Raw genomic sequence first — 12820 nt, 5'->3', positions numbered from 1 at the left:
GGCCTAAAAGAAAAGCCCGCACTATATTTTTTTGACTCACGGCTTAAATACAGCTGTACGCCTGCTTTAGTCCTTTCTACACCGATTCTCTCCAGTATATTGCTAAGATCCGGCTGTCAAAAATAGGTTTACTTTTCCAGCAGGGATGTTTAAACTGAAATTAACACAAATATTGGTTTCGCAGATGAATGTATTGGGAGAGCCTGTAAACGTATTTTACAGCACCGAAGGAGCAATCCTCTCCATCAGCCGGAAAGGAAAAACTCTCAGGTACCAGGACCAGTACAGGATGCACCTCTGGAGAAGGTATACTACCTGCCGAAGAAGAAAATTCTTTTTTAAGAATGAAATCTTTCAGGCTCACAGACAGAGAAACGGCGCCCCAGGCCGCTTCTCTGTCTTTTTTTCTTTTTTGTAATCGCTTTCAATCTTGAATATGGAGGAATTGCTATGGAGTTTGACAGCTGCTTTGACATTATCGGCCCGGTGATGGTCGGTCCTTCGAGCTCCCATACTGCCGGGGTGGTATCGATTGGAAAATTCGTGCATGACTGGCTGGGAGACGTCACTGACGTGACAATCACATTCTACGGCTCTCTCGCCTCCACCTATCAGGGCCACGGCTCGGATAAAGCTGTCCTCGGCGGCCTGCTCGGATTGTCCGCACACGATACCAATGTCCGGAATGCCTACGCCCTGGCAAAGGACAGCAATCTTCGTTACGACTTCCGGTTCTGCACGAACATCCCCAGCGGCTGCCACCCCAATACTGTTTATTTACAGGCCGCTTCCGCCACAGAGACGGTCCATGTCACCGGCGCATCCATTGGCGGCGGTGTAGCCTATATTTATGAAATTAACGGATATCATACCAGCATTAATTTGGGCACAGGCTCGGAGATTTTATCCATCGCCGCCCGGATCAAAAAGGAGGCTACATCTAGATGAAAGACACGATTGAAAGTATTGTGCAGGAATGTATGGCTCAGGACATTAGTATCGGCGAGTGGATGCTCCGCCGTGAAGTGGATCGCTCCGGTTCGTCCCGCGGGCAAATTTTCGGGCGCATGCAGGAACGGCTGCAGGTAATGAAGCAGGCCGTCCGGGAGGGGCTGGGTGACCTCGCGGAAACGGAAAGCAGGCTCTCAGGAGGCGATGCCTACCGCATGCATCAGTATAACCAGCATACCGCCCCACTATCAGGACCAGTTATCAGCACGGCGATGGAAGCCGCAATGGCAACGTCGGAAAGCAATGCCAAAATGGGCCTTATTGTAGCAACTCCTACGGCAGGCTCTGCAGGCATTCTGCCTGGAGTGATGGTCTCTCTTCAGGACAACCGCGGCATGGACGATGAGAAACTGACAATGGGACTGTTCGCAGCGAGCGCCATCGGCTACGTTTTTGCGAACCATGCCTTCATTTCCGGAGCGGCCGGCGGCTGCCAGGCGGAAATCGGGTCAGCGACGGCTATGGCGGCGGGAACGATTACAGAACTGCAGCAGGGGTCACCGGAGCAGGTTTCCCACGCGACGACCATGGCAATGAAGTCACTGCTCGGCCTCGTGTGCGACCCGGTTGCCGGGCTTGTCGAGGTGCCGTGCGTAAAAAGAAACGTGATCGGCACCTCCATAGCCTTTTCAGCAGCTGATATGGCATTAGCCGGCATTACCAGCCGCATTCCCTGTGACGAAGTGATCCAGACGATGCATACCATCGGCAGGGACATGCCCGGCAGCCTGAAAGAAACCGCCGAGGGAGGACTCGCCCAGACCAAAACAGGCAGAGAAGCCGCCGAACGGCTGTATCAGCGTCCCTGTACTTTTTAATCCCTAAAACGATATCATTTAACCAAATGAGGTGCAGCTATGAACGAACGCCGCTTTTTTCAAATCTGGTTCGGTACTCTCACTCTCATCAGCATTATATTTATGTATTGGGCCATCGCTTTCTCCGCCTTCGTATTAGGAGTTCTCTGTTTCTATAATCCAAAGTTCCGCAGCAGGTGACGCCTCCAGTTGTTAAAAATGAAATTATTGTACTTTTCCGCCGTTTGTGAGCATTCTGCTTTTTGTTTCCCTGCCGCCGTGCTATTCTTGCTATACGTCTTTTCGAAGGAGGTCATTTCCATCGACCATTTTGCATATGTACTTCAACGCCCCAAAAATCAGGTATACATAGGCACGGCTGCTGATATCCGTTCACGCTTTGGCAGCCAGGAACCCGTTTATTTTTGTTCGGAGGACGAACTGCTTAATAGTTTAAACTCCTTCCGCAATGAGGAACTCATTATTACCACCGTTAGTGACCTTCCGATATTTAACAAAAATGGGACGAGAAAAACCATTATAATTTATAAATGCACGTAAAACGCTCCGGCTGATTTTCAAAATCTCCGGAGCGTTTTTGGATTATTGGAGCGGAGTTGCATGAGCCCGCTGAATGGAGGCAATCGCCCGGTCGACCACGTGCACATCGCACGGGGCATGCTTTTGCACTGCTTTCGTGACAGTGTTCCCCTGCATGACCTGCTCGAGCGCATTCCCACCGGACTGGCCGACGACGATAAGATCTGGTTCAATCCTTTCACACAGCTGGTTCACCAGTCGCTTTTTGGGCACGCCATTGTCCAGCACGGATTTAACTTTGGATACACCTTTTTCTTTGGCGTTTTTTCGATACGCTTCGAGCTGGTACTCGGCCTCTGCGTACAGTCGTTTGATCCCAATCGGATCCATCCAGCCAAGCGACGAATATTCATTATAATGAAACACATAGGCCAGGGTTAAATCGGCTTCATGTTTGACAGCAACGCGGCAGGCTTCATCAAAGGCATCAACACTCGGATTATTGAGCACATCAAGGGCAGCCAGGATATGAGTATAATTTTTCATTCCATTTCACCTTCTTATATTTTATAATAAAAGCCAAAAAGCACGCAGGTTTCCCTGACCGGTACTTTTTGGCTTATGTTGCAGGCTTATGGATTCCTGACATTTCCGCCGCATCGGCTTGTATTTCTTGCCGTATTCCCAGGCGGATTTGATGTTCAAACTACAAAAGTTTTCTTTTCACCATTTTCACACGTAATTTGAGGTTTGAAACAAACGGGAACCGGATAGAGCTACCCATGAAACCTTGTTGCAGGAGGAACGTATGAATAAACATCACCTTTTAAACCAGCTTAATGCGTTAAAACAGCAGTGGATCCAAAAGGAAATTTCTCTGCGGGAGTATGTGCAGCAGCGTTTGAACCTGCGCCAGCAGCTGAATAAAAAACATGATGAAAAATAACAAAGCCAGGGAGCGGTATTATTCCGCTCCCTGGCTTCTTGTATGAACCATTATTTTTCCGTAATCCAGGTGGTCACCTGTTCTACTGGCCTCCGTCTGCCTTCTTTCATGTCCCGCAGCGGATAGCCGAGGTAGATCAGCCCGAGCACCTTTGCCTGTTCACCGAGCCCGAACAGGGCATTCATTTTCGGGTGATAGCAGTGGGCTCCCGTGCGCCAGAACGCCCCCAGGCCAAGCGCATGAGCGGCAAGCAGCATGTTTTGTATTGACGCATAGACTGCTCCGTACTCTTCGAGTGTCTCTACCCGCTCTTCCCTTGAAGGCTCGGCCGCCACGGCGATCACCACCGGCGCCCGCAGCGCCTTGTCTTTTTGCTTCTCAAGATTCTGCTGTTTCTCTTCCCTTTCTGCCGGCGTCATCCCTTCCGCGGCAATGGCAGCCATCGTTTCTCCCAGCTGCCTGCGGCCGTCTCCGGTCATGACGAAATACCGCCACGGCTCTGTTTTATGATGCGACGGAGCCCAGGTCCCGGCTTCCAGTACTTTCGTGATAACTTCCTCAGGCACCACGGTTTCTGTAACGAGCCCATTGCTGCGACGTGAATGAATGGCTGTCAGCACGTCCATCCTGCTTCATCTCCTTCGTTTTAAATGCTGCTTACGCCAGTTTATTCTGCCGGCGGTCCGAATTTTCCCTGATGGAAGTCCCGGTACGCCTGCTTGATTTCGTCCATGCTGCTCATCACAAACGGACCGTAGGGCACAATTTCCTCCCCGATCGGCTCGCCGGAATACACGAGCAGTCTCGTGCGTCGTTTGTTTGATTTAATCCGTAGCGTAGACAGGGCTTGCGGGTCCCCGTCTTCCTCGAAAGTGAGCGTCGCCACATCGTGCTTATTGACGGTTCCGTCTGCAACGTCAGCACTGCCGGAGAGCGTATATATAAAGGCATTGTGATTTTCCGGCAGGTGATGCACGTATTCAGCGCCCTCCGATAAATTAATTTCGGTTAACGTGATGGGCACAAGGGAGTCCAGCGGCCCATCTTCACCAGCAATGCTTCCAGAAAAGATTTTTAAATACCCGCCATCAATTTGTACGGTCGGAGCTTCTTCCCCGTATACGTTCTGGTAAATGGTTTCCGTGTTTCGTTTGTCTTTGGGAAGGTTCAGCCACAGCTGCAGCGTATGGGCAATGTCATTTTCCACCCCGTCTTCGGCATGCCTCGCGGCCCACCCGGCATTCATATACTGCACATCACCGGGCTCGAGAATATCGCGGCCGCCGCCGTTATCAATATGCTCGAGCCGTCCATCCACCACGTAAGTGACCGTCTGAAATCCCCGGTGCGGATGATCGGGAAAAGTACCCTTCTTAAACCAATCTTCGGCCATTAAAATGAACGGATCAAATTCTTTCCACCGGTCCACCGGCAGCACCCATCCCTTTTGGATGGAGGGAAAACCGAATTCTTCGTACTGCACCGTCCACTTATCACGAATCCGGCGTTGAAACAGGTCCTGGTTACGTTCCATCAACAGCACTCCTTTTTGAATTTAGTATGCATAGCAACTATTTCCTGAAAAAAATATATTTACTTCATCTGTCCTGCTTCTTTAGTACAACATATATCTTTTTGTCCTGCAAAGAATCTACTCAGCGGTCTTTCTATTCCTCCCGCAGACTTTCGGAAACGTTTTTATTTATTTTAGCAAGCGTCTGTTCAAGCGCTGTCAGCTCGTTTCGGCTGATGCCCTTTGTTACCGCAGCGTTGAACCGCTCCGCTGCCGGACGCACCTTTTCCTGCAGCTCCCTGCCTTCGTCTGTCATAAACAGCTGCACCGCCCGCTGGTCTTGGGTGCCCGCGGCGCGGCGCACGAACTGCTTTTTCTCGAGCTGGGAAGCCATCCGGGCCACATTCGTTTTGTCCTTCTGCAGCTTCCGGGCGATGTCGTTCTGCGTACGCCCGTCCTCCTCCCAGAGGAGCATCATAATGAGATTCTGCTCGGGGGTGAGGTTAAACACCCGCAGCTCTTCTTTTATAAAGCTGGTTAATTTCAAATCGGTCTGGTGAATCATAATACTGATAAAATCTTCGGTATGCATATGAACTTCCTCCGTTGCGCTGATGGATTGAATCGTGTTTACTTATTTTTCAGCAATAGCTTCTATTTCTTCGTGACGCTGCGCCATGTATACCGTCCACTTTACGGGTGAACGCCGGCCGGAAACCTGCATGTTTTTGAATAAATCGGTAAAGGCCTTCTGCCGGATTTACTTGCGAAGCGGAAGCACTGTAGAAGCTTTCACTTCCCGAAGAACAATGCTTGTCTGCAGCTGGGCCACTCCGAGCTGGTTTAACTCCCGGATAAACGCCTCCAGCTCCTTACGGTCACGGTGGATGGTTTTGAGCATATAATCAAACGCCCCGGTCATGCAGTAGCACTCCATGACCTCCGGCATCGCCGATAAGTGGCGCTCGAGCTCGTTTATCTGCTGCGTCTGGTGAATGCTTGTGCTCATGAATATCGTGCACAGCAGGTCGTACCCCAGCTTTTCCTGGTTTAGGATCGCCGTATAGGAATCAATGTAGCCGTCCTGCTCAAGCCGTTTCACCCGTGCATGAGTAGCGGGGGCGGAAAGGCTTACCCGCTGGGACAGCTCCAGGTTGCTGAGCCTTGTTTCCGTCTGCAGTAAATCGAGAATATGTACATCCACTTCATCAAGCATGCATTTTCCTCCCGAAGAATATTCGTTTTCAGCATTTTTCTAACCACACAAACAAAAACAAATTCTGTTTTCCCATAAATAAATTAATATCATTTTGAATATATTCATTTATAGAGAATAATATTTCTTCCATTCATTTTACATGATACATTTATTCCATACAACACTACAGGGAGGAATAACGCATGAAATACGCCGGATTGCTGCTGCTTGCGAGCCTCTGCTGGGGAAGCAATTTTATCGTCGGCGAAGGCCTTACCGCTTACGCGTCACCTGTGACGCTCACCATTTTGCGCTACGGGATTGCCGCATTATGCCTCCTGCCTGTCCTCCTGGTTACAGAAAAACGCCTGCTGCCCCGCAAAAAAGCGCTTCTGCCGCTGTTTCTGATGGGTATCACAGGCGTTGCCCTGTTTAACATTCTGCAGTTCACTGCACTTGCTTCGTCGAGCGCCACCAACATAAGCATTATCTCGACGATGAATACACTGTCGATTGCCCTGTTTTCAGCGATACTGCTACACGAACGGCTGCGCGGCGCGCAAATTGCCGCCATGCTTATTTCCACTGCCGGCGTATTGCTTGTCGTGACAGAAGGACGCCTTGAAAGCTTTTCTTTTGCCTCCGGCGATGCATGGATGCTTTTGGCGGTGCTCGTCTTCGGGCTTTACTCCATCTGCAGCCGCTGGGCGACCACCTTCGTTTCGCCAATGATGTCCGTCTGCTACTCCGGGCTGTTCGGTGTTCTGCTGCTGCTTCCCATTAATGGCTTTCAGGTGCCCATCCACCGGGTGGATGCCGTGTTTATCAGCTCGATGCTGTTTCTAAGCATCATCGCTACGATTGTCTGCATGGTGCTGTGGGGGATCGGCGTACAGCATTTGGGAGCGACAACGTCCGGGCTGTTTTTAAACTTTAACCCGCTGTTTACCGCCCTGCTTGCCTTTGTGCTTTTTGGGGAGCATCTGACCTGGCCGCAGGCAGCCGGCAGTGCAATTGTCATCGGCGGATGTGCGGCGTTTTCCCTCTTCACGAAAAAGCGCGGGAGGCTGCGATCAGCTCCCGCGCTTCAAAAGCGTACGGCTTAAGGTGTGGTGGTAATTAAGAATCGCTAGGCAGCGTCCGCACAAGATGCTCGAGCGCGTCATGCATCGGCGTGGCCGGACGGCCAAGCAGCTTCTCAAAATCATCGCTTTCGACATCGAGCGAACCGCTGCGGATGCCCTGCTGAATGCTTACGAGCATCGGTACAACCGTTTCCGGCATACCGGCTTCCTTCATAATTTCCGCATATTCATCGTCGTCCACGTGCTGCACCGGAATCTCTTTTCCAAGCACGTTTTCAAGCACGCCAACGAGTTCATCCTGGGTATGCGGCCGTCCGGAAAGCTCATATACCGACTGCTGTTCCCCTTCTCCGGCGAGAGCGGCCGCCGCCGCTTCCGCGTAGTCGAGCTGCAGCGCCCATCCTACCCGACCGTTTCCGGCAGCCGTAACCCACGGCGCATCGTTCATGGCTCCCTGAATGCCTGGCACTTCGTTTTCAAGGTACCAGTTGTTTCGCAAAAACGCGTATGGAATGCCGGTTTCAATAATTGCATTTTCAGTGGCTCGATGCGGTGGAGCCAAAAACATCGTGCTGCTTTCCGCATGGCCAATGCTTGTATAGGCAATAAAGGAGACGCCGGCCCGGGCGGCTGCCTCCACCGCGTTTGTGTGCTGGCGGATTCTTGTGTCGTTGTCCCCGTCGGTTGAAATAATGAGCAGGCGGTCCACACCGGCAAACGCTTCGTCCAGGCTTTCCGGGTCGTCAAAATCGCCGCGGCGCACGTCCACGCCCGCTTCCTTCAAATTGTTTGCCTTGTCCGGGTTCCGGACGCTGACGGCCAGCTGGTCGGCCGGCATCTTCCGCAGCAGCGCCTGCATGACTTTGGAGCCTAATTTGCCTGTTGCTCCGGTTACTAGTGCTTTCATATGTCATTCCTCCATTTCTACTGTTAATTATAACCAAAACAGTTACATTCGGTACACTGAAACGCTTGGACCGCGGCTACCCAAGCGTCAACACAGCGAGCGCTGTGAGAAACAACGTATAGCTGCTGTAAATGGAAATTTTCCGCACCCGGCGGTTAGGAATGAAATTGACCACCGTCAGTACACCGGCGAAGCCCAGCACCATAAGCATGATAAGCATTGTTTTCCTCCTTCGGTCGCTGTAATCGCAGCCGTTTTTCTTCTATTTAAATAAGGCGCCTGTACCGGAGCGATATGTAATCTTCATCCTCCGTATTGGCATATCCGGTACGCTCTCCTTCGTACGTAAAGCCTTTTGCATCATAAAACGGAATCGCGAGTTGGTTGCCTTTCTGGACCGACACCCATTGTTCCTCGGCCCCGAGGAGCTTCTGCTGCCGGGTTACGGCTTCAAGCAGCATGGTGCCGATCCCTTCATTGCGGCGGTCCGGATCCAGATATAACACATACAGTTCGGATTCCTTTTCCCCTGTCATACCACCACCCGCAGCACCAATCACCATTTCGTTCTCCACCGCCGAAAAATAGCCGCCCCAGTCGAGGCTTGTATGCTTCACTTCATCGAACACTCTGGAAACATTATAAAACTCCCGGCACACCCGCTCGAGATAATCATCATTGCAGAGCCCCCGGTACGTGGCCCACGTAGCTTTCGTACAGACAGAAATGATGCCGGAAACGTGCGAAGGCCCGGCCTGTTCGATATGTATCATCTTTTTTCCTCCGGCGTAACAATTATAATTATAAACAAAATTAATTTCTTACTTTACCTCTTTCATATTATAAGTGTTTTAACTGCTTTTTAATATCAACCATCATTGGAATGTAGAAATAAAAAAATCCCCTCCAGCTTTGGAGAGGATTTTTGCCTGATCCTATTATTAGTCGACTACTGTTACTTCAACGTCCTGACGGCCGAAGGAATAAGCTTCGGATTTGGTTGGCACATGGACATCCATGCGGTCGCCATTAATTGCACCGCCTGTGTCAGCTGCTGTATACGTACCCATGCCTTCGATTTTCACTGTGGAACCGAGTGGGATTACGTCCGGGTCAACAGCGACTACGTTCGCATTAGGATCTTCGTTTAAGTTTTTGCCAGTGGCAGTAATACCGCTGCAGCCTGCACAATCAGCTGTATACGCCGTAGCTTCCATCGTCATGGTTTCGCCTTCACTGCTGCTGTCGGAGGACTCAGAGGTCGATTCGCCTGCTACTTCCTCGCTGGAATCACTGGAAGAATCAGAAGATCCGCCAAGTGCTGCCTGTGTTTCCGGGCCGGCTACGCCGAAGTAGTCGCCCGCAGAAGAAGAGATACCGTTGTCTGCCTGAAAGTCTTTAACCGCGCTTTCCGTTCTTGGTCCGAACGTAGAGCCTGTGTTTCCGTTAAAGTAGCCTTTTTCTTTTAACTTGTCCTGCAGTTCTGCAACAGAGGAATTAACGTCTCCTCTTTCCATTTGGCCGTGGTCGCTGATGGAGGCATCCGCTGCCTGTGGTGCTCCAAGGATCACGCCTGCTGTAACTGCTGTACCGAATAATGTTTTTTTCATCATATTGATTCAACCTCCGAGGTAAAGATATTTTTCGTCTTAAAGACGATGCCAGTGAACAATGGACTGTTTGCCTATATGATTACTTACCTTTACGTCAATACTGCATGGATAGGTTGATTGTTTAATGTAGTTGATTGCCGAAATACTTATGTGCTTTCTCTTAAACACAACGCTACCGATTATGACGCTGGGGCTTGAAAATATCAATAGCATTAATTTAGATGTAATCTCCTCTTAATAAACTTTCTTTTTATGTAAAAAAAGCAGGCCCAATGGCCTGCTTTAAAACTTCATAAGCATATATTTGACGCCTTATACACCAAAATTTGTCACAAAATATTACAATCAGATTACCGCCTTCGAAATGAAGGTGGGTATTTCCTCTTGAAATAAATCATTTAACGCGGTAATACGAGGGCATTCAACGTATTTAAACACGGAAATGAAATTTTACATTATGATTGTAATATTTCTATTGAATATCGATTTGTTTTTTCTTGATGGAGCGTTTTTCTTCTTTCGGCAGCTGCAGCTTCAGTACCCCGTTATCAAAAGAAGCCTGTATTTCGTCGTCTTTGACGTTGTCGAGAGTCACCCGCCGCCGGAATTCTCCGTAGCTTCGCTCCCTGTGGACATAATCATCATGGCTGACATCCTGCTTTTCCTCTCGTTTGGCGCTGATGGACAGCACCGGTGCTTCGTATTCCACCCGGATGTCTTCCTTGTGAAAGCCCGGAAGCTCCGCTTCCACCACGTACTCTTTGTCCTCATCCCGGACATCGAGTTTAAACTTATTCATGTCCTGAAAAGGTTCAAAGAAACGGTCGTTCAGCAAATCTCCAAATCCAAAACCACGAGAAAGATCCGGGAAAAACCCACGATTACGGCGATTAGGTGTTAAATCTGCCATCATGCATTCCTCCTTATCCGAAAGTAATGGTATTTTCATTATTAATTATATACGCTTATTACACATTTGAAACTATCTTTTGCTCAAAAATTTCATAAAAAAACCTCCCGGATCCGGGAGGAAATATCGTTACTTCTTCAGCTTTTTCGGCAGCTTGCCTTTTGCTTTTTTCTTCAGGCGCTTTTTCTTTTTAGCCAGTTTTTTCGGCGTACTTTTTTTGTTTAAAATGTAACGCGGTTTTTTAGACTTTTTCTTCTTGTCTTTCTTCTTGCCTTTCTCATCACCTGGGATCAGGCCTTTTTTAATTTTTCTGGTGATCAGTGGAAGAGACCCGCCGATCAGGCTGCCCGTGGCTATCCAGCCGTACCCTTTGTTATCCTTACTGTTATTTTCTTGCTTCCTATTCTTGTTTTCCTCTGCCATGTCATCATCTCCTTTGATGGTTCAATCACCGATAGACGCCTGTATGCTGATGTAAGACCTCTGCTTAATAATTATTTACTTATACATATATCTTTTCCGAACTATTAATATTTCAAACAAAAATTCATTAATAATAGTTTTACATTTCTATTTCATACATAAATATGGATAATTATCTTTAATTATTAAAAGCAAAGGTGGCAATAGTTCAACTGTTTTCCAAAGGCGCATTTGCTAAAATAGGCATTAATAGAAATTTAAAGGAGGTGTATTTCTATATGGAATTGTTGAACCAACATCCGGAAAAAGCCCGTGTTTCACGGCCGAAGTTCTGTGTTTGGCTCGACGCTGCGGGGATTATACTATTTTTTGCGGGGGCAGTCTTTTTTGCTTTTATGTATAGTACATTTCCAGAAGAAGTGCCTGTACATTTCAGCATGAACGGAGAAGTAAATGCGTATGGAAACAAAGCGGCTATATGGCTTTTGCTGGCTCTCACTTCTGTATTATGGATTTTCATGTCCTTATTGGAACGAGTGCCACATATACATAACTACCCCAGGAAAATTCATGAAGGCAATGTCCGTGCCCAATACCGCAACAGCATTCTTCTGCTGAATACGGTAAAAAATTATATGCTGGTGATGTTTGCCGGTTTAAATGCAGCGTTTGTCACAAGTATTAACGGCTCTGGGCCGCCCCACTTGTTAATAATAAGTCTGCTGGCTGGAATATTTGTCGTAATGCTGCCGTTTTTGATACGGGCCTTTCGTTTATCATAGCAGGCCGGGCGCTACAAATACGGCCGAAACAGATAGTAGCCGCCGAGTCCGACAATCATACAAACCGTGATCGTAGTAAATGTATAAACTACTTCTCCTGCTTCAAATGCTCCGCCCCTCCAGCTGGCAACAGCCGCACTTACAAGAGAAACTGCCCCCGTAATAAGTATGTACCCAATGGTTAACAACGCATGCATTTTCCAGCTCTTTGGCTCAAGCACTGCATACAAAGCAAAGGAGACAAGCGCCAGCGGGAGGCATAACAATAGCAGAATTGTGATTCCTTCTGTAAATGCAGTCATGAATTTTCATCCTCATTTGTGTTTTGTATTATAGAAAGGAGCTGCTGTATGATAACGGCAATCCTCATTTGTATTATTCTCCTGCTTGCTTTTGTCATCGACAAAGGAATACGGTACAAAACGCAGGTCCCTTATCGAAGAAATAACTACCGAAGGCAGGAAGAGAAGTTTTTGCGGGCAAAAATCTACGCCACAATTTTTGCGCTTTTTCTTCTTATTCTTTTCATCGGAACCGAAAAAACGCCGTGGGTTTTCCCGGTACTGGGGTTCCACTTTGCCCTTCAGGCCCTGCTTGACGCTGTCGAAGAAAAACGTAATATCCCTCAGGAACGAAAGCACTGGCATTCTTTTTTGATCAGCGTTGTTTCTGCACTAATCGGCATAGTGGCTTTGACGCACCTGATGCTTTTTTGAATACCATTTATATTTAAAATAGAAGTTCCAGCGCAAAATAAGAAACGATAAAAAACAAAGTAATAATCGTTGATACTATATATTCTTTCGCCTCGTAGGCAAAATACCATTCGAGCCATGCTTGAGCAGCTCCAAATAGCATCAACACAGAAAGCATAAACAGCGGGATATAGCCTTGCGAATATGTATCTACTGTAAAAGTTGGAATCATTATCAGAACTAAAGCGACAATAAGAATGCCAAATGACCAGTATTGCCCCCGGGTTTCTTTAATCGTCACCGCTCCCTTTGGTACAATCCATATTTCTAGAGGGAAGCGAAGCAGTATGCTGGCAAGCACTGCAATAGAAAAATATTCCGGCAATTTATCACCTTTCTT

At 48.3% G+C, this 12820-nt stretch carries 19 protein-coding genes and 2 riboswitches; of the genes, 6 read left to right on the top strand and 13 right to left on the bottom strand.

The window, feature by feature from the left end; all coding sequences use genetic code 11:
- Positions 1 to 184: 184 nt before the first annotated feature.
- Positions 185 to 292: riboswitch (glycine riboswitch) on the top strand.
- Between the two features lie 3 nt (positions 293 to 295).
- Positions 296 to 372: riboswitch (glycine riboswitch) on the top strand.
- Positions 373 to 450: 78 nt separating this feature from the next.
- Both B5066_RS13300 and sdaAA read left to right on the top strand, forming a co-directional pair.
- Positions 451 to 948 (top strand): serine dehydratase beta chain, encoded by a 498-nt coding sequence (locus tag B5066_RS13300; protein ID WP_079476385.1) that lies wholly within the window; start codon positions 451 to 453, stop codon positions 946 to 948.
- A complete protein-coding gene (sdaAA, locus tag B5066_RS13295) occupies positions 945 to 1829 on the top strand; it encodes an L-serine ammonia-lyase, iron-sulfur-dependent, subunit alpha (protein WP_079476384.1) in 885 nt (294 codons plus the stop codon). Before B5066_RS13300 ends, sdaAA begins: the two co-directional genes overlap by 4 nt.
- Before the next feature lie 582 nt (positions 1830 to 2411).
- On the opposite strand, the gene B5066_RS13285 is transcribed toward sdaAA, so the two are convergent.
- A complete protein-coding gene (locus tag B5066_RS13285; protein WP_079476382.1) occupies positions 2412 to 2894 on the bottom strand; it encodes a universal stress protein in 483 nt (160 codons plus the stop codon).
- Positions 2895 to 3156: 262 nt separating this feature from the next.
- Here B5066_RS13285 and B5066_RS16820 point away from each other — a divergent pair, with 262 nt between their 5' ends.
- Positions 3157 to 3294, top strand: coding sequence for a hypothetical protein (locus B5066_RS16820; protein ID WP_158219131.1), 138 nt, complete (start codon positions 3157 to 3159; stop codon positions 3292 to 3294).
- Positions 3295 to 3344: 50 nt separating this feature from the next.
- On the opposite strand, the gene B5066_RS13280 is transcribed toward B5066_RS16820, so the two are convergent.
- From B5066_RS13280 to B5066_RS13265, 4 genes are all read right to left on the bottom strand, one after another.
- Entirely contained in the window at positions 3345 to 3920 is a 576-nt protein-coding gene (locus tag B5066_RS13280; protein ID WP_079476381.1) for a nitroreductase family protein, read from the bottom strand.
- Positions 3921 to 3961: 41 nt separating this feature from the next.
- A complete protein-coding gene (locus tag B5066_RS13275; RefSeq protein WP_079476380.1) occupies positions 3962 to 4828 on the bottom strand; it encodes a pirin family protein in 867 nt (288 codons plus the stop codon).
- Positions 4829 to 4961: 133 nt separating this feature from the next.
- A complete protein-coding gene (locus tag B5066_RS13270) occupies positions 4962 to 5399 on the bottom strand; it encodes a MarR family winged helix-turn-helix transcriptional regulator (RefSeq protein WP_079476379.1) in 438 nt (145 codons plus the stop codon).
- 168 nt (positions 5400 to 5567) lie between these two features.
- Positions 5568 to 6023, bottom strand: a complete 456-nt coding sequence (locus tag B5066_RS13265) for an Lrp/AsnC family transcriptional regulator (RefSeq protein ID WP_079476378.1) — start codon at positions 6021 to 6023, stop codon at positions 5568 to 5570.
- Between the two features lie 185 nt (positions 6024 to 6208).
- On the opposite strand from B5066_RS13265, the gene B5066_RS13260 reads away from it, so the two are divergent.
- Positions 6209 to 7111, top strand: a complete 903-nt coding sequence (locus B5066_RS13260; protein ID WP_079476377.1) for a DMT family transporter — start codon at positions 6209 to 6211, stop codon at positions 7109 to 7111.
- Positions 7112 to 7124: 13 nt separating this feature from the next.
- Here the strand turns inward: B5066_RS13260 and B5066_RS13255 are convergent, their stop codons facing one another.
- The 6 genes from B5066_RS13255 to B5066_RS13235 form a co-directional block, all read right to left on the bottom strand.
- Positions 7125 to 7997: an SDR family oxidoreductase gene (locus B5066_RS13255; RefSeq protein WP_079476376.1), complete on the bottom strand. Its 873-nt coding sequence runs from the start codon at positions 7995 to 7997 to the stop codon at positions 7125 to 7127.
- A gap of 76 nt (positions 7998 to 8073) precedes the next feature.
- Complete coding sequence (locus B5066_RS16815) at positions 8074 to 8217, bottom strand: hypothetical protein (protein WP_158219130.1); 144 nt, start codon at positions 8215 to 8217, stop codon at positions 8074 to 8076.
- A 46-nt stretch (positions 8218 to 8263) separates the two neighbouring features.
- Positions 8264 to 8770: a GNAT family N-acetyltransferase gene (locus tag B5066_RS13250; RefSeq protein ID WP_079476375.1), complete on the bottom strand. Its 507-nt coding sequence runs from the start codon at positions 8768 to 8770 to the stop codon at positions 8264 to 8266.
- A 168-nt stretch (positions 8771 to 8938) separates the two neighbouring features.
- Positions 8939 to 9610, bottom strand: a complete 672-nt coding sequence (locus tag B5066_RS13245) for a 3D domain-containing protein (RefSeq protein ID WP_079476374.1) — start codon at positions 9608 to 9610, stop codon at positions 8939 to 8941.
- Positions 9611 to 10082: 472 nt separating this feature from the next.
- Positions 10083 to 10520 carry an Hsp20/alpha crystallin family protein gene (locus tag B5066_RS13240; RefSeq protein ID WP_179124110.1) on the bottom strand — a complete coding sequence of 146 codons (438 nt, stop codon included), beginning with the start codon at positions 10518 to 10520 and terminating at the stop codon, positions 10083 to 10085.
- 129 nt (positions 10521 to 10649) lie between these two features.
- Positions 10650 to 10943, bottom strand: a complete 294-nt coding sequence (locus tag B5066_RS13235) for a hypothetical protein (RefSeq protein WP_079476372.1) — start codon at positions 10941 to 10943, stop codon at positions 10650 to 10652.
- A 278-nt stretch (positions 10944 to 11221) separates the two neighbouring features.
- Here B5066_RS13235 and B5066_RS13230 point away from each other — a divergent pair, with 278 nt between their 5' ends.
- Positions 11222 to 11725 (top strand): DUF1648 domain-containing protein, encoded by a 504-nt coding sequence (locus tag B5066_RS13230; protein WP_079476371.1) that lies wholly within the window; start codon positions 11222 to 11224, stop codon positions 11723 to 11725.
- Positions 11726 to 11736: 11 nt separating this feature from the next.
- Here B5066_RS13230 and B5066_RS13225 read toward each other — a convergent pair whose 3' ends face one another.
- Positions 11737 to 12027: a hypothetical protein gene (locus B5066_RS13225; protein ID WP_079476370.1), complete on the bottom strand. Its 291-nt coding sequence runs from the start codon at positions 12025 to 12027 to the stop codon at positions 11737 to 11739.
- A 48-nt stretch (positions 12028 to 12075) separates the two neighbouring features.
- Between B5066_RS13225 and B5066_RS13220 the strand changes: the two genes are divergently transcribed.
- Positions 12076 to 12441, top strand: a complete 366-nt coding sequence (locus tag B5066_RS13220; RefSeq protein WP_079476369.1) for a hypothetical protein — start codon at positions 12076 to 12078, stop codon at positions 12439 to 12441.
- A 13-nt stretch (positions 12442 to 12454) separates the two neighbouring features.
- Here the strand turns inward: B5066_RS13220 and B5066_RS13215 are convergent, their stop codons facing one another.
- Positions 12455 to 12805: a DUF4181 domain-containing protein gene (locus tag B5066_RS13215; RefSeq protein ID WP_079476368.1), complete on the bottom strand. Its 351-nt coding sequence runs from the start codon at positions 12803 to 12805 to the stop codon at positions 12455 to 12457.
- Positions 12806 to 12820: the final 15 nt, after the last annotated feature.

It is taken from the genome of Marinococcus halophilus, from assembly GCF_900166605.1.
In the GTDB taxonomy this organism is placed as follows: Bacteria; Bacillota; Bacilli; order Bacillales; family Marinococcaceae; genus Marinococcus; species Marinococcus halophilus.
Note: the sequence above shows the minus strand (reverse complement) of the source record. Positions and strands in the feature narration are given on the sequence as shown.